The 15,822-nt window shown below is 50.6% G+C and carries 15 protein-coding genes and 1 tRNA gene; 8 read left to right on the forward strand and 8 right to left on the reverse strand.

Annotated elements, in window-relative coordinates; genetic code table 11:
* Positions 1-16: 16 nt before the first annotated feature.
* Together uvrC and uvrY are read right to left on the reverse strand one after the other, a co-directional pair.
* Positions 17-1,852 carry an excinuclease ABC subunit UvrC gene (uvrC, locus tag D5398_RS02100; RefSeq protein WP_162940701.1) on the reverse strand — a complete coding sequence of 612 codons (1,836 nt, stop codon included), beginning with the start codon at positions 1,850-1,852 and terminating at the stop codon, positions 17-19.
* Positions 1,845-2,501, reverse strand: coding sequence for a UvrY/SirA/GacA family response regulator transcription factor (gene uvrY / locus D5398_RS02105; protein ID WP_013576296.1), 657 nt, complete (start codon positions 2,499-2,501; stop codon positions 1,845-1,847). The genes uvrC and uvrY overlap by 8 nt, the downstream gene beginning before the upstream one ends.
* Before the next feature lie 778 nt (positions 2,502-3,279).
* Between uvrY and D5398_RS02115 the strand changes: the two genes are divergently transcribed.
* From D5398_RS02115 to D5398_RS02120, 3 genes are all read left to right on the forward strand, one after another.
* On the forward strand, positions 3,280-3,504 hold the full coding sequence (locus D5398_RS02115; RefSeq protein ID WP_120134606.1) for a DUF2594 family protein: 225 nt from the start codon (positions 3,280-3,282) through the stop codon (positions 3,502-3,504).
* Positions 3,505-3,632: 128 nt separating this feature from the next.
* A complete protein-coding gene (locus D5398_RS25400; RefSeq protein ID WP_162940702.1) occupies positions 3,633-3,806 on the forward strand; it encodes a hypothetical protein in 174 nt (57 codons plus the stop codon).
* Positions 3,807-3,809: 3 nt separating this feature from the next.
* Positions 3,810-4,571: an AraC family transcriptional regulator gene (locus D5398_RS02120; protein ID WP_120506133.1), complete on the forward strand. Its 762-nt coding sequence runs from the start codon at positions 3,810-3,812 to the stop codon at positions 4,569-4,571.
* Between the two features lie 22 nt (positions 4,572-4,593).
* Here D5398_RS02120 and leuA read toward each other — a convergent pair whose 3' ends face one another.
* Positions 4,594-6,264: a 2-isopropylmalate synthase gene (leuA, locus tag D5398_RS02125; protein ID WP_120506134.1), complete on the reverse strand. Its 1,671-nt coding sequence runs from the start codon at positions 6,262-6,264 to the stop codon at positions 4,594-4,596.
* A gap of 192 nt (positions 6,265-6,456) precedes the next feature.
* On the opposite strand from leuA, the gene D5398_RS02130 reads away from it, so the two are divergent.
* A complete protein-coding gene (locus tag D5398_RS02130; protein WP_120506135.1) occupies positions 6,457-8,223 on the forward strand; it encodes a sensor domain-containing phosphodiesterase in 1,767 nt (588 codons plus the stop codon).
* A 57-nt stretch (positions 8,224-8,280) separates the two neighbouring features.
* On the opposite strand, the gene D5398_RS02135 is transcribed toward D5398_RS02130, so the two are convergent.
* Positions 8,281-8,700, reverse strand: coding sequence for a hypothetical protein (locus tag D5398_RS02135; RefSeq protein ID WP_120506136.1), 420 nt, complete (start codon positions 8,698-8,700; stop codon positions 8,281-8,283).
* 227 nt (positions 8,701-8,927) lie between these two features.
* Between D5398_RS02135 and D5398_RS02140 the strand changes: the two genes are divergently transcribed.
* The gene (locus D5398_RS02140; RefSeq protein ID WP_120506137.1) at positions 8,928-9,176 is read left to right on the forward strand and encodes a hypothetical protein; all 249 of its coding nucleotides are present in this window, start codon (positions 8,928-8,930) and stop codon (positions 9,174-9,176) included.
* Between the two features lie 186 nt (positions 9,177-9,362).
* On the opposite strand, the gene D5398_RS02145 is transcribed toward D5398_RS02140, so the two are convergent.
* Together D5398_RS02145 and D5398_RS02150 are read right to left on the reverse strand one after the other, a co-directional pair.
* Entirely contained in the window at positions 9,363-9,734 is a 372-nt protein-coding gene (locus tag D5398_RS02145) for a hypothetical protein (protein WP_162940703.1), read from the reverse strand.
* A 308-nt stretch (positions 9,735-10,042) separates the two neighbouring features.
* Positions 10,043-10,118: transfer RNA gene (locus tag D5398_RS02150), tRNA-Lys, on the reverse strand.
* A 370-nt stretch (positions 10,119-10,488) separates the two neighbouring features.
* Between D5398_RS02150 and cycA the strand changes: the two genes are divergently transcribed.
* Entirely contained in the window at positions 10,489-11,889 is a 1,401-nt protein-coding gene (cycA, locus tag D5398_RS02155) for a D-serine/D-alanine/glycine transporter (RefSeq protein WP_120133618.1), read from the forward strand.
* Between the two features lie 59 nt (positions 11,890-11,948).
* On the opposite strand, the gene D5398_RS02160 is transcribed toward cycA, so the two are convergent.
* The gene (locus tag D5398_RS02160) at positions 11,949-12,938 is read right to left on the reverse strand and encodes a metal-dependent hydrolase (RefSeq protein WP_120506139.1); all 990 of its coding nucleotides are present in this window, start codon (positions 12,936-12,938) and stop codon (positions 11,949-11,951) included.
* 10 nt (positions 12,939-12,948) lie between these two features.
* A complete protein-coding gene (gene rutR, locus D5398_RS02165) occupies positions 12,949-13,638 on the reverse strand; it encodes an HTH-type transcriptional regulator RutR (RefSeq protein ID WP_120506140.1) in 690 nt (229 codons plus the stop codon).
* Between the two features lie 335 nt (positions 13,639-13,973).
* Here rutR and rutA point away from each other — a divergent pair, with 335 nt between their 5' ends.
* Together rutA and rutB are read left to right on the forward strand one after the other, a co-directional pair.
* Complete coding sequence (gene rutA / locus D5398_RS02170) at positions 13,974-15,065, forward strand: pyrimidine utilization protein A (RefSeq protein WP_120133621.1); 1,092 nt, start codon at positions 13,974-13,976, stop codon at positions 15,063-15,065.
* Entirely contained in the window at positions 15,062-15,814 is a 753-nt protein-coding gene (rutB, locus tag D5398_RS02175; RefSeq protein ID WP_208645858.1) for a pyrimidine utilization protein B, read from the forward strand. The genes rutA and rutB overlap by 4 nt, the downstream gene beginning before the upstream one ends.
* Positions 15,815-15,822: the final 8 nt, after the last annotated feature.

Raw genomic sequence — 15,822 nt, forward strand, 5'->3', positions numbered from 1 at the left:
TGTTGCTACAACGCCCTCAGTGTTTCAACGCATTATGAATCTTTTCTGCCAATGCGATTGAAATACCCGGTACCTGTGCAATTTCCTCTACGCTGGCATTCAGTAATGGCTGAATGCCTCCCATGTATTTCAGTAAAACCTGACGCCGTTTAGGCCCGACGCCCTCGATTTCTTCCAGCGCACTGGTGGTGCGGACCTTAGCGCGTCTCTGCCGGTGACCGGTAATAGCGTGATTATGTGAATCATCCCGAATATGCTGGATAACGTGCAGGGCCGGAGAATCTGCCGGTAACGCAATCCCCTCACCTTCCGGTACAAAAAACAACGTTTCCAGCCCGGCTTTACGATCCGCACCCTTGGCGATACCAATCAGCAGCGGTTTGGATTTATCCCACTCCACATTCAGTGACTGAAACACATCCAGCGCCATACCCAGTTGCCCTTTACCACCATCGATAAAGATGACATCAGGGATTTTATTATCATCGAGCGCTTTGCCATAACGGCGCTGCAATACCTGTGCCATTGCCGCATAGTCATCACCTGGCGTAATACCGGTAATGTTATAACGCCGGTATTCCGACCGTAGCGGACCGTTGCCGTCGAATACCACACAAGAAGCGACAGTTTGCTCGCCCATAGTATGGCTGATGTCGAAGCATTCCATGCGGTTAATTTCAGCAAGATGCAGGGTTTTTGCAAGCTCTGCCAGCCGCTGATGGATAGTCGACTGTTGCGCCAGTTTGGTCGTCAGGGCTGTTGAAGCATTGGTACGCGCCAGTTTCAGATAACGGGCACGGTCGCCGCGCGGTTTGCTCTGGATTTGCACTTTGCGTCCGGCCAGCTCACTCAGCGATTCCGCGAGCAGGTCTTTTTCTGCCAGACTAAAGTCCAGCAAAATTTCGCCCGGAAGTGTCCGCTGCTGACTGCCTTGCAGATAAAATTGCCCGACAAAGGTCTGCACGACTTCGCCAAGATCAGTACCGCCTGGCACTTTCGGATAATAGCTGCGGCTGCCGAGCACTTTACCCTGGCGGATAAACAACACGTGCAGACAGGCCATACCGGATTCAAAGGCCACGCCGATGACATCCAGATCCTCGCTGTTTCCGGAAACAAACTGACGTTCCGTTACGCGACGCACGGCCTGGATCTGATCTCTTATCCGCCCGGCATCTTCGAATCGCAGCGTCTTGCTGGCTTCTTCCATGCGGTTTACCAGTTGGGTAACCACCTGCTGATCTTTACCTGATAAGAACAACCGGACGTATTCCACCTGATCATTATAATCTTCGTCGCTGACCAGTCCCTTCACGCAGGGGCCAAGACAGCGGCCAATCTGATATTGCAAACAAGGGCGTGAACGGTTGCTGTAAACGCTGTTTTCGCACTGGCGGATAGGGAAAAGTTTTTGCAGCAACGCCAGTGTTTCACGCACGGCATAAGAGTTCGGGAAAGGCCCAAAATATTCGCCTTTGGCATGTTTGGCGCCACGATGGACAGTAATTCTCGGATGATTATCCGCACTGAGGAAGATCAGCGGATACGACTTATCATCACGCAATAACACGTTATAACGCGGCTGATACAGTTTGATGTAGTTATGTTCGAGGAGCAGCGCTTCCGTTTCGGTGTGCGTAACAGTGACATCAATTTGTGCGATGTTTTTAACCAGAGTTTCGGTCTTGCGGCTGGAAACCTGGACACGAAAATAGCTCGAAAGACGTTTTTTAAGGTCTTTGGCTTTACCTACGTAGATTACGGTGCCGCTGGCGTCATACATCCTGTAGACGCCGGGCTGGCTGGTGACCGTTTTCAGAAAGGCCTTGGGGTCGAAGCGCTCATCACTCACTGCCGGATAAAGTCTCCGTATTGAACAAACCGTGTCGAATCGCCAAATGGGTTAACTCAACATCGCCGCTGATATTTAATTTACTAAACATCCTATAACGATAACTGTTAACTGTCTTCGGACTCAAGTTCAGTTGTTCTGAAATTTCATTCACTTTTTGTCCCTTGGTAATCATCAGCATGATTTGTAATTCACGCTCAGACAAGGAATCAAACGGTGTCTCAGACTGAGGTTCAATCTGGCTAAGCGCCATTTGTTGTGCAATATCTGACGCAATATATCGCTGGCCGGAGTCGACCAGACGAATTGCATTCACCACTTCCTGTGGAGCCGCACCTTTGCTCAGGTAACCTGACGCCCCCGCCTGCATCACTTTCGCCGGCAACGGGTTTTCAGTATAAATCGTTAACATGATGATCTTGATATCCGGGGAGAAACGAACGATTTTTTTCGTCGCTTCAAGCCCGCCAATGCCTGGCATGTTCATATCCATCAGGACAATATCAACATCATTGGTACGACACCATTTGACGGCATCTTCACCGCATTGCGCCTCACCAACGACTTTGATGCCTTTGATATCTTCAAGAATGCGTCGGATCCCTGCGCGCACCAGTTCGTGGTCATCAACAAGAAGAACGCTAATCAAAGAGAATTCTCCAAAAAATAAGGGCAACACACCGTCAGGATCTTCAGGCCAGTCTTACGTATTCAAACGTGGCGAACATTAATATTGTTCTAAGACAGCTTATAAATGAAGAGAAGGTGGCAATTAGAGACCAGCATCAACTAACTCTTTCCACTGCCGGTCAATGGCAGTGTTTTTAAATCAGGAAGACACAGTTATTTATTATAGCCCGCGTATTTTACTCTAACATCTCTTCCTGACCAAGGAGTGTCTGCAAAAAACTACTTTGCTGAATGTAAATGAGAAGTGCCATCACCTGTATTAATAATTTAAAAAAAGGCTTTTTTAATCAATGGTCAAGCGCCAGCCCTTGGCCTGTCTTATTTTCCGCAAAAAAATAATGCCAACCGTTTTTTGTTGCTTAAAATCCATGGTTAACTGGCCTGACTATTTAACCGACAGTAATCGTCAAAGATATATATATGATATGACCGATGATTATTTACGATCGCACGAATTGCTGATGGTTTATATGAATAAATCTGCACGTGGAGATGAATTTTTCTCAACCGGCAATAATGTTTAGTATTCTGTACTTTGTTGGCAAAAACGCTCGATGCTTATATCGGATTAACACATTTGCGTCACCCCAACGGGCGATGCACTAAAACCGACTAACTATGCTAAAATGCCGCCACTTTCCACCCGGCGCGAACGGGTGAGTTCATTTTTAGCCCCATTTTTCAACCGTTTAGAATTCGGCGTGCTGCCTGGCAGTGAGCCTGAGGAGATATAAATAATGAGTAATTGCGATTTTACGACTGAAGCGAACGTTGAAACACTGGCGACCGAAGTTGCCTGCCTTAAAGCGACACTGACCCTGATCCTCAAAGCCATCGGTCAGGCTGATGCGGGTAAAGTGATGCTGAACATGGAGCGTTTTGTTGCGCAGATGGAAGACGAGCAACAGGCTGAAGTCTTCAAAAACGCCCTGCAACAAATCAAGTTCGCATACCGCCAGTAAAGTATTCAGGAGTCTGTCGACCGACAGGCTCTGCCCTTCCCTGTTTTCGCCTGCACTTTCTGCTCAGACTTTCAGCTGCAATTTTCTGCTATAATCAGGCCCTGAATTCATTTCACGGGGACCAGAGCATGAGCGACGAAAAGAATAAAGAAAACAAAAGCAAAGCCGATGACGTCCACGTCAGCGACGGGTTAGGAGAACTGCTTGAGGCTTCAGAACAACTGACTGAAGAAGAACTCCGGAAAGCGGCAGAAGAAGCAAAACAAGCCGTTGAAGATGCCAAGAACCAAAAACATCATTGATTCATGCAACACAATTTCCTTGCCCCGCATCAGGCGATTGCGCCTCTGGCTATCGATTACCAGCACGGCGACAGTGAGCCCGCGCACAGCCACAGCTGTTCGCAACTGATTCATACTTTATCGGGCGTGGTAGAAGTTCATACCGCACTGGGCACCTGGATGGTGCCCCCCGGACGTGGCGTGTGGTTACCCGCTCACGTTGTGCACAGCCTGCGTTTTATCGGTGGCGTCAAAGCCCGCACCCTGTTTGTTGAGCCCCTCGCCCGTGCCGATTTGCCCGCACAATGTCAGGTCGTGCAAATTTCTCCTCTTCTGCGCGAACTGATCCTGACCTCGCTGACCATTCCGGTGGATTATCTGCCCGGTGGTCGCGATGAACGTATCATGGAGCTGTTGCTCGACGAACTACGCCTTTTACCCAGCTTGCCGCTGCATCTGCCGGAACCGAAAGAGCCGGAACTTTTGCTACTGACTCAGCAAATACGGGCAGATTTGTGCTCATCGTGGGAACTGGAAGACGTCGCGCAGCGTATGGAAATCAGCAGCCGTACCCTCTCGCGTCGTTTTCAGCGTGAAACGGGTCTGCGGTTTAGTGACTGGGTACGTCAGGCGAAATTACTGGAAGCTCTGAACCAGCTGGCGGCAGGTGTGTCGGTGATTGATGTGGCGCTGGCGCTCGGTTACGACAGTCCGAGCGCCTTTAGTGCGATGTTTCGCCGATTACTGGGCGTATCCCCCAGCGAATACTTTAATCAGACATCCTGAACAGACTAATCAGTCAGCCACATCAGTCAGCCATAATGGCACTGGCAGCATTAAACAGCGCCTGCAAAGACGCGCTGGAAACATCGCTGTCGATCCCCACGCCGTAACAGGTTTCTCCCGGACGCCCCTGACAACTCAGATACGCCACTGCACGGCTGTGGCTTTGATGTCCCAGCGTGTGCTCATGATAATCGCCGATCTCCAGCTGTACATCGAAACTGCGGCGCAGGGCATCCGCCGCGCCGGAAAGCAAACCATTGCCACTGCCAGAAATGTGCTGCTCTTCATTGCGATAACGGATCCGCGCGCTGAAATGACACACATTTTGTTCGTCACTGCGGATGTCATACCCCAGCAGTTTGATCACCGGCTGCTCGGTTAAACCGTATCGCTGACGGAAAAGACGCCAGATATCACTGGTGCTCATTTCCTTGCCATGCGCATCTGTCTCGCGCTGCACGGCCTTGCTGAAATCAATCTGCAAGCCACGCGGCAATTTCAGGCCATGATTTTGCTCAAGCAGCCACGCCGCTCCGCTTTTACCGGACTGACTGTTGACGCGGATCACCGCTTCATAGCTACATCCGACATCCGCCGGGTCCAGCGGCAGGTAAGGCACGCGCCAGTACGGGCTCTCAGAGGTTTTTTGCGCCGCAAAACCTTTCTTGATAGCGTCCTGATGCGAGCCGGAAAATGCCGTAAAGACCAGTTCCCCCGCATACGGATGGCGCGGATGCACTGGCAACTGATTGCACTCTTCTACCGCTTCCACGATGGCCTGTAAATTACTGAAATCAAGTCCCGGCGCGACACCTTGGGTATAGAGGTTCAGGGCCAGCGTCACGATATCCACGTTACCGGTGCGTTCACCGTTGCCGAACAAACACCCTTCCACGCGATCGGCACCCGCCAGCATGGCCAGCTCTGCACACGCCACGCCCGTTCCACGATCATTATGCGGATGCACGCTGATTGAAACCTGCTGGCGACGGCTGAAATGACGGCAGAACCATTCAATCTGATCGGCATAAATATTCGGTGTGCTGACTTCCACAGTCGCCGGTAAATTAATGATCATCGGTCTTTGCGCGCCCGGTTCCCAGACATCCGCTACGGCTTCACACACTTCCAGCGCAAACTCCAGTTCGGTAAAGCAAAACGTTTCCGGCGAATATTCGAACGTCCAGTCGGTTTGCGAATATTGTTCACAAAGTTGACGGATCTGTTGCGCGCCACGCACGGCCAGTTCGCGGGTTGCCGCCTGATCCTGATTGAAGACCACTTCACGGAAAACAGGCGCGGTGGCATTGTATAAATGCACGATGGCGCGCGGTACGTCTTTCAGGGCTTCGAAGGTGCGCGCAATCAGATCAGGGCGCGATGGCGTCAGAACCTGGATCACCACATCATCAGGGATCAGCTTGTCTTCAATCAGCCCGCGGACGAAATCAAAATCGGTTTGCGATGCCGACGGGAATGCGACCTCAATCTGCTTAAAACCACACTTAATCAACAAATCGAAAAACTGACGTTTCCGCGCATTGTCCATGGGTTCAGCCAGCGCCTGATTACCGTCGCGCAAATCACTTGAGCACCACTGCGGCGCGGCGCTGAGCACATTTCCCGGCCACTGACGATCAGGCAAATTGACCTGCGGGAAGGGGCGATATTTTTGCGACGGGTCGTTTAACATACGATTCTCCTTGGGGTTTAGAGGCAGCTGCAATGCGCCGTTAAACCCATAGTACGCAAACGATAACTTCCTGCGCCTGACTAACTGACAGCAACCCTCGCAAAACGGACAAAAGAAAATGATAAACGAATCAAAGTCACGCTATAGTGCATAACTAAACGCGTCCAGCTCGGCGATCAGAGGTCGTACAGAATGAAAAGGGTTCTGAATCCAAACGAAAAGAAACGGCTTGCGGCGCTGCAAAAATTGAAGATTGCGGACGGCAACCCGGATGAAGTCCTCGACCTGATTACCCGTCTTACTCAGCAGATTTTTGATATTCCTATTTGCATCATTACTCTGGTAGACCAGCATCGTCAGTGGTTTAAATCTAAAACCAACACCGCGCTTCGTTACACCGCCCGGGATATTGCCTTTTGCGATCACACCATTCGCTCTTCGTCAGTGATGGTGGTAAATGACGCCACTCTTGATCCCCGTTTTAACGATAACCCGCTGGTGACGGCTGAAGAAGGGATGCGTTTTTATGCCGGTGCGCCGCTGATTACCCGCGATGGTTTTGCCGTTGGCAGTTTATGTCTTGCAGATAAAAATCCGCGCGACTTTTCCGTTCAGGAAATAGAAATGCTGTCGGATCTGGCGGCCATTGTCATCGATATTATTGAATCCCGCAGCAGCATGAGTTTTGTCGATATCGTCACGCGCTTACCTAACCGTCAGCGTCTGATGGAAGACATCGCGCAACTGATTAAGGCGCCAGACAACACCGCGTACCTGCTGATCCTGATCGATACCCTGGATACGCTCTATGCCTATGATATTGGCCGTGCAATTGGCATTCCGAAAGTCGAAAATATCCTCAAGGATGTCGGCTCATTCCTGCGCAGTGAACTCAACGAAAACGATAAAGTTTACAGCCTGATGCTGGGCCGTTTTGCCCTCATCAAGCGCCTTGATGAGCAGGAAGAAATCTTCACTCAGCTCGAAAATGCGGCGACAAGAATCCAGCAAAGTATTACCAGCGACATTCCGATCAATGTGCGCCTGCATGCCGGTTATACGGTATTTTCACCCACCTCTGATTGCGCTGAAAACATCATGCGTCAGGGCATGTCTTCATTGCATGAAGCGATCAGTAATAACCAGCTGGTGATGCCGTATCATCAGGAATCGGACGTTATTCAGCGTCGCGCGTTTAACCTGCTGAATGACCTGATGGCAACGGTAGCTTCCTGCAAAGACTTCCATCTGGTGTATCAGCCTAAGATTCGCCTGGCTGACAAAAAATTTCAGGGTGTTGAAGCGCTGATCCGCTGGCAGCATCCGACTCTCGGAGTGATTTCACCTTCAGAATTTATTCCTCTGGCTGAAAAAACGCCTTTAATTACACCGCTGACCAACTGGGTCATCACCCAGGCGGTGATGCAAATCGCCGAATGGCAAAAACGTGGCGCGCAAATTCAGGTATCGATAAATCTGACGGCCAATAATCTGGTAGAACAGGATCTGGTTCAGCGCATTCATACCGCGCTTATCCTGCATCAGGTATCTCCATCCATGCTGGAAATCGAATGCCTGGAAACTCAGACGCTGGCAAATAATCCTCATGCCGTGGCCTCACTGGATGCATTGCGTAATATGGGGATCAGCATCGCGCTGGATGATTTCGGATCGGGTTACAGCAATCTTAATTACCTGCAAAAGATCCCGGCGGATACGCTGAAACTGGATCAATCCCTCATTCAGGGCATCAGCAATGACAGCAAAAGCAAAGTCATTGTGAAATCGATGATTGAAATGGCACATGCGCTCAGTTATCAGGTAGTGGCTGAAGGGGTGGAAGACAACGACACCCTGCTGTGTCTGGAGGAACTTCAGTGCGATTCGGTGCAGGGTTTTTATTTCTCACGCCCGCTGCAACACGATCAAATCCTCGAATGGTCCAAACCTTACATCTGAATAAATCGATGACTGGCTGACAATAAAAAACCCGCCTTCGCGGGTTTTTTCATTTCATCACTTACTATTGCTGCCTTCTGGCCGGATGTTGTAGGTTCCGAAGAAGCTACGGTCGGTTTCCAGACTGATGTTTTTGCCGTTGGCATCGACCGTGATCTCACCGGTGGTTTTCGTCAGCGCGCAGGCGATACGTACTTCAATCTTGCGCATACCGTTCGGCACATTCAAATCCACATACTGGTTGAAATGCAGGGTTGCAATGGTCTTTCCGTCCAGAATAACCAGCAACGGGCAGGTCTTCTCAAACGGCACGATTGTAGATTGTTCTAAGCGGTGCAAACGGATGTGTGTCTGCCCTTCTGGCGCAACGGCGCTGGCATTTGCGTAGGCTGACTTAACCTGAGGCGTCGGTTCATAAGGATTACTCGCACACCCGGCTAAAAATAAAGCAGCCAAGGCCACCAGTGTTTTTTTCATCGTTATCTCCCTGAGTTTATGAACGAATGATAGCAGCGTGCGCGCTACGGGCAACTAAAAACCGATGCCAGCCAACGCAGGAGTGACCGCGCCTCTGAAAAGTCATCCTATTCTGTGATATCCGTTTAAAAAACAACCACCCGAATTGCTAATTTTGAGCAGGTCGTATTTGATATTATTAATAGGATTTATCCGATCAGATGTTCAACTCAGTATCAGGAATGATTATGTACAGTTACACACTCATCGCTCCCGCAGGGATCGTTAAAGCCTACGAAGACGAATTTCGTGAAAAAGGGATAGAGCTGCTGGTTGCCAAACAGAACCGTTCAGAAACGGTCGTATTACGCAGCAGTCAGTTTGCTGAAGAGCGTACGTTTATTACTCACGTTCATTTGCTGATTTTCAGCTTATGTATGCGTGTGCAAAAACAGCTCAAGAATGGTAAGACGCCCAATACGACGATTATGTATTAAAGTCCTCACGAAATAATTGATGTTCAGGCCTCAGTAAGAGGCCAGACTTTTCCTGACGGATTCCTTTCCAAAACTGGCCTTTTCTTCTAAAAAAAAGAAACCAGGGCCACCTTCCGAAAATAAAAATTCACGTTGCCTGTTTTCAAAGCGTAACAGCGTTAGAAAAGGGTCGGCGAATTTTATTATTTAGATTACCGAATTCTTATTAATCATCAAATATCTCATCAGCCCTTCATCAGAAGCCTTCTTAGCGGCGGTGTTTTTCGCAGTCAGGTAAAATGAAGTGGAGACATCATAAGGGGATTTTTCTGCTGCCTGAACTGTAAAAATCAATGGCTCAGAAGTCAGAGGTGAACTGCAAGCCATATCCCATTGAGTATTTTCATTTTTTATTACTTTACAATTACTTGCACCAAAGCTGTAAGACATTTTGTTGCTTACAGTAGCGACAGCCTCATTCACAAAATCAGGGGGATTCCCGCCACTATAACTCCCGTAAGCTATACCCGCGACTAATAAAAGTGGCAGCGTATATAAAAAAACGACCCTCATTTTCAATTAAATTACTCCTTTAATATGATTTCACCCAGTAGATTCCTCTTTATTGCCCTGTACAATAAGCATGAAATCCCAAATGGATACTTTCCATTAGATAAATAGTTACGAATAAGCGAATGATTACAACACACATTATTCAGCATAACTAAACAGGATGTCCTGAAGTTATTTCAATTATATTCTCTTATCTCAAACCATTTTAATGTCGCATACTTTCCCAATAAACGGCTTTTGAGAAGAAAATGGCGCAAAAGTATCACACTAGGATATTTCAAAAGTGAGGATCTAAGCTAATATCTTGTTTTCGTTGGTGGGTCGTGGCGGGTTCGAACCGCCGACCAATTGATTAAGAGTCAACTGCTCTACCGACTGAGCTAACAACCCAACAGCACGAATTATTCCCCTCTATTCAGATGATGTCAAACCCTTATCCTTACTTATTTTGCTGTCTTTCCGGCAAATATTTGTGAAGCCCATCACATAGAAAACGGGTAGTATTCTCACCCTTCTGTTCACACCAGATTAATTAACACGCAATTATCCACTATGTAAAAAATACGATACATTTTTCACCTCTGGCATTTTTTATGTCGGTTATAACATCTTTAGAATTAACATTAGTATTACAATCACCCACTCCCGCTGTCGTTCCAGCGGAGATGATTAAAGAGCCTCAGCGCTCAAATACTGACGTAAATGAATGCGATATGGCGGAGTTCATACGCAGAAAGCAAAAAACAGGAATCTATACAACATGCAAGAAGAGTCAAAAATCCTCGCCCGGCCGGAGGAAGAGAGCGCGGAAGGTCTGCGGCGCAATCTCTCCAACCGCCATATCCAGCTTATTGCCATCGGTGGCGCTATCGGTACCGGCCTGTTTATGGGCTCGGGCAAAACCATCAGCCTCGCCGGTCCGTCCATCATTTTCGTCTACATGATCATCGGCTTTATGCTGTTTTTCGTCATGCGTGCAATGGGCGAACTGTTATTATCCAACCTCGAATACAAATCTTTCAGCGATTTTGCTGCCGATCTGCTGGGCCCCTGGGCGGGATATTTCACTGGCTGGACCTACTGGTTCTGCTGGGTGGTCACCGGAATCGCAGATGTCGTGGCAATTACCGCCTACGGCCAGTTTTGGTTCCCCGGACTCTCGCAATGGGTTGCCTCCCTGCTCTGCGTACTGGTGTTACTCAGTCTAAATCTCGCCACCGTGAAAATGTTTGGGGAGATGGAATTCTGGTTTGCGATGATTAAAATCGTCGCCATCGTGGGGCTGATTATCGCCGGGCTGGTGATGGTGCTGACGCACTTCCAGACGCCAACCGGCACCGTCGCCTCCTTCAGTAATCTGTGGAATGACGGCGGATTCTTTCCGAAAGGCGTCAGCGGATTCTTTGCCGGTTTCCAGATAGCTGTGTTTGCGTTTGTCGGTATCGAACTGGTTGGCACGACCGCAGCCGAAACCAAGGATCCACAAAAATCTCTGCCGCGCGCCATCAACGCCATCCCGCTGCGCATCATCATGTTCTACGTTTTCTCACTGATCATGATTATGTCGGTGACACCGTGGAGTCACGTGGTGGCGGATAAAAGCCCATTCGTTGAACTGTTTGTTCTGGCCGGTCTTCCGGCGGCGGCGAGCATCATCAACTTTGTGGTGCTGACCTCAGCGGCCTCTTCCGCCAACAGCGGCGTGTTCTCTACCAGCCGCATGTTGTTCGGTCTGGCACAGGAAGGCAACGCGCCGAAAGCGTTCGGTAAGCTCTCTTCCCGCGCCGTGCCGTCAAACGGCCTGACCTTCTCCTGCATCTGCCTGCTTGGCGGTGTGGTGCTAATTTACCTGATCCCGAACGTGGTCACGGTCTTTACGCTGGTCACCACCGTTTCCGCGATCCTGTTTATGTTCGTCTGGACCATCATCCTCTGCTCTTATCTGGTCTACCGCCGTAAGCGCCCGCAGTTGCACGAAGCATCCATCTACAAAATGCCCCTCGGCAAACTGATGTGCTGGGTGTGCATGGCATTCTTCGCCTTCGTGCTGGTCTTGCTGACCCTGCAGGATGACACCCGTCAGGCGTTGCTCGTCACGCCGCTTTGGTTTGTGGTACTGGGGATAGGTTACTGGTTGCGGACAAGAAGCCGTAAAGCCTGAACAGACCATTGATGCAAAAGGAGCCTGCTGGCTCCTTTTTCATTCCTGTAATCTGCGGACTACTCCACTTCCAGCGCCTGCCAGAACTGATCCAGCATTTTTCTCGCTGACGGGCGGGCGGAGGCCACTTTCACCGGCAGTTCAGGTGGCTCACTGGCTTTCATTTCGCCGAGATCAAACACAAATGTGTAATCCGGTTCCTGTCCCATGCGTAAATCGCTGACCAGAATATGACCGCCCTGTTCTTTAACGCTGAAGAAACCGTGACTGAACCAGGCGACGCGCGCCAGAAACGCATTGTCTTTGTGCGCTTCATAGAGTGCTTCACCGCGCGGATAAAAGCGGAAGCGGATCGGCGAATCAGGATGTAACAGCGAGGTAAATCCTTCGCCATAACTGTCTTTATTCATCACGACCACCCGCCACACCAGCGAATTCAGCGGGGTCGGCGTGACCAGCACCTGCGTGCTTTCGATGTTTTGGCGTTGCAGTTCCTCGCCCACATGCCGCGTCACCTGATGTTGCTCGAAAGCGGTACAAGCCAGATACAAACAACTCACGCCCAGCAGCACATTATTCCACATGATACCGCGCTGTTGCTCACGGTACAGCGCCAGCCCGACGCCGATAATCAGTGGCAAGGTATAGAGCGGATCAATGATGAAAACACTGCCCACGGCAAAAGGGTAGTTTGTGAACGGCAGACCGAGCTGCGTACCGTAAACGGTCATTAAATCCAGCAGCGGATGGGTGATCAGAGCCAGCCAGACCGCACCCCACCAGTGTTTGAAATGCTTTGCGCCGCTGAGCAATTTTGCCATCAGCCACGCCAGCAGCGGCGAAATCAGGGTCAGATAAAACAGCGCGTGACTTTCAGTGCGGTGCATCGTCATGTTGCTGATGGCATCGCCGTGATCATAAAACACATCCAGATCGGGCAACGTGCCGCATACCGCACCAGCCAGTGCGGATTTCCACACCGGCGCACGTTTTCCCATCACCGCGATGCCGACCGCCGCGCCCAATACGAACTGAGAAACCGAATCCATCCTGACCTCTTTAAGCCCGAAGCTGAATGCCTTCGGTGATAATGTGCTGCACGTTTTTCACCGTCTGCTCAAAAAACTCAGGATCGCTGAGCGTTTTTCCGGTGATAGCTTCAACCTGCACGCTGAAATCTGCGTAATGCTGCGTGGTTGCCCACAGCATAAAAATCAGCTGCATCGGGTCCACCGGGGCGATCAGCCCGTCTTTGATCCAGCCGCGGATCACATCCGATTTATCTTCCACCAGCGTTTTCAGGCTGCCGCCCAGCTCCTGTTTCAGCAGCGGCGCGCCCTGTACCATCTCCAGACAAAACAGCCTTGACGCCTGCGGATTATCGCGTGAGACACAAAGCTTCAGACGGATATATTCCCTGATGGCTTCGAGCGGATGCTGATCTGACTGCAACGCTTTCAGCGGCGCCAGCCAGATATCCAGCAGCCCTTTCAGCACCGCGATATACAAATCTTCTTTCGAGGGGAAGTAATACAGCAGATTGGTTTTGGACACGTCAGCACGCTCGGCGACCTGATCCAGGCTGGTGCCATGAATACCGTAAAGCGAAAAGAATTCCAGCGCCGCCGCCATGATATTGCCGCGTTTAGCAGCGACGGCGCGCGAACGTCGCGTCGGGGCTTTCGCCGCCGTCTGGCGGGATTTTTTCTCTCCGGCGTCAGGCTGCGGAGGTTCAACCAATGGCTTCACAACGTCTCCCTGAGACAAACAGCAAGGCGGAAATCATAACAAATGGCGTTACAGGCGACTATCGCTATGCATATGGATGATGAAAGTAACACTTGGGGCGACACCGCATAACCAAAAAGGATTATTAATTTAACAAATATGCACCATTTCTGCTCAATCCTGCCTGATAAATGTGCAGTTATTTTTGACCAGATGGTCTGAAACAGACCATCTGCTCCATCAGTAATGCGACGTTATTTTTAAACAACTGATAATTATAGTGATTTAAAAACTGGCATCCGCCTTGCAATAGCAAATCTGAATTCCTTCATTCGCATTGCATCATGAGGTGAGCTATGAAAATCGGTGTCTTTATTCCTATCGGCAACAACGGCTGGTTAATTTCTGAAACTGCGCCGCAGTACAAGCCGACCTTCGAACTGAATAAAACCATTGTGCAGAAAGCGGAGCACTACCATTTCGATTTCGCCCTTTCGATGATCAAACTGCGCGGCTTCGGTGGCAAAACCGAATTCTGGGAACACAACATGGAGTCGTTCACGCTGATGGCCGGTCTTGCCGCCGTGACGTCGCGCATCCAGCTCTACGCTACTGCCGCCACGCTGGTGATGCCTCCGGCAATCGTTGCGCGCATGGCCGCCACCATCGACTCAATTTCCAATGGCCGTTTCGGCGTCAACGTTGTCACGGGATGGCAGAAACCGGAATACGAGCAAATGGGTATGTGGCCGGGGGATGACTATTTTACCCGCCGCTACGATTACCTGACTGAATACGTCAGCGTGCTGCGCGATCTGTGGGGCACCGGTCACTGCACGCTCGACGGCGAATTCTTCAAAATGGACGACTGCCGCGTCAGCCCGCGTCCGCAGAGCGAAATGAAAGTGATCTGCGCCGGCCAAAGCGATGCCGGTATGGCCTTCTCGGCGAAACACGCTGACTTCAACTTCTGTTTCGGTAAAGGCGTCAACACGCCAACGGCCTTTGCGCCGACCGCAGCCCGCATGAAAACGGCGGCAGAAGCGGAAAACCGCGACGTCTCCTCCTACGTGCTGTTCATGGTGATTGCCGACGAAACCGATGCCGCCGCCCGCGCCAAATGGGATTTGTATAAATCCGGTGCCGACGCTGATGCGCTGGCCTGGCTCACCGACCAGAGCAGTAAAGACACCAAATCCGGCAGCGATACAAATGTCCGCCAGATGGCCGACCCGACGTCAGCCGTCAATATCAACATGGGCACGCTGGTCGGTTCTTACGCCAGTGTCGCCAGAATGCTCGACGAAATCGACACTGTTCCCGGCGCAGGCGGCGTACTGCTGACCTTCGACGATTTTGTGCAAGGCATCGAAAACTTTGGCCGTTACATCCAGCCCTTAATGAAAACCCGCCAGCATATCGGCACTGAGCAGAAAGAGGTCGCATGATGAACATTGTTGAGAATCAAACTGTGGTCCGCCGCGAACCCAAAAATACCGGCGAGGAAACGATCCTCACAGCACGTCCCGAAGCCATCGCTTTTACGCCGCAGCAAACGGCGCTGATTGTGGTGGATATGCAAAACGCCTACGCCTCACAGGGCGGTTATCTGGATCTGGCCGGTTTTGACGTTTCCGCCACCGCGCCGGTGATTGCCAATATCAAAGTGGCGATTGCCGCCGCCCGCGCCGCAGGCATCAAAGTGATTTTCTTCCAGAACGGCTGGGACAATCAGTACGTCGAAGCCGGCGGTGCCGGTTCGCCTAATTTCCATAAATCTAATGCACTGAAAACCATGCGCAAACGCCCTGAGCTGATGGGCAAACTGCTGGCGAAAGGCGACTGGGATTATGACCTGGTCGATGAACTTCAGCCGCAGCCGGGCGACATCGTATTGCCGAAACCACGCTACAGCGGCTTCTTTAATACCCAGCTCGACAGCCTGCTGCGCAGCTACGGCATTCATCATCTGGTGTTCACCGGTATCGCCACTAACGTGTGTGTCGAATCCACGCTGCGCGACGGTTTCTTCCTGGAATATTTCGGTGTCGTGCTGGAAGACGCCACCCATCAGGCCGGGCCGGAATTCGCGCAGAAAGCCGCGATTTATAACATCGAAACCTTCTTTGGCTGGGTCTCCAGCGTGCGTAATTTCTGTGACGCCGTGGGGTATAACACTGAGCAAAACGCCGCGTAACGGCTTTC

Origin of the sequence: Rahnella bruchi, from assembly GCF_003614975.1 — a bacterium.
In the GTDB taxonomy this organism is placed as follows: domain Bacteria; phylum Pseudomonadota; class Gammaproteobacteria; order Enterobacterales; family Enterobacteriaceae; genus Rahnella; species Rahnella bruchi.

Excerpts from the sequence above, each read along its gene's own strand:
- D5398_RS02160 (WP_120506139.1), bottom strand. The coding sequence starts at position 12,938 with ATGGATTCGGTTTCTCAGTTCGTATTGGGCGCGGCGGTCGGCATCGCG.
- cycA (WP_120133618.1), top strand. The coding sequence starts at position 10,489 with ATGCAAGAAGAGTCAAAAATCCTCGCCCGGCCGGAGGAAGAGAGCGCG.
- leuA (WP_120506134.1), bottom strand. The coding sequence starts at position 6,264 with ATGTTAAACGACCCGTCGCAAAAATATCGCCCCTTCCCGCAGGTCAAT.
- D5398_RS02130 (WP_120506135.1), top strand. The coding sequence starts at position 6,457 with ATGAAAAGGGTTCTGAATCCAAACGAAAAGAAACGGCTTGCGGCGCTG.
- D5398_RS02120 (WP_120506133.1), top strand. The coding sequence starts at position 3,810 with ATGCAACACAATTTCCTTGCCCCGCATCAGGCGATTGCGCCTCTGGCT.
- rutA (WP_120133621.1), top strand. The coding sequence starts at position 13,974 with ATGAAAATCGGTGTCTTTATTCCTATCGGCAACAACGGCTGGTTAATT.
- D5398_RS02140 (WP_120506137.1), top strand. The coding sequence starts at position 8,928 with ATGTACAGTTACACACTCATCGCTCCCGCAGGGATCGTTAAAGCCTAC.
- D5398_RS02115 (WP_120134606.1), top strand. The coding sequence starts at position 3,280 with ATGAGTAATTGCGATTTTACGACTGAAGCGAACGTTGAAACACTGGCG.
- rutB (WP_208645858.1), top strand. The coding sequence starts at position 15,062 with ATGATGAACATTGTTGAGAATCAAACTGTGGTCCGCCGCGAACCCAAA.
- D5398_RS02135 (WP_120506136.1), bottom strand. The coding sequence starts at position 8,700 with ATGAAAAAAACACTGGTGGCCTTGGCTGCTTTATTTTTAGCCGGGTGT.
- D5398_RS25400 (WP_162940702.1), top strand. The coding sequence starts at position 3,633 with ATGAGCGACGAAAAGAATAAAGAAAACAAAAGCAAAGCCGATGACGTC.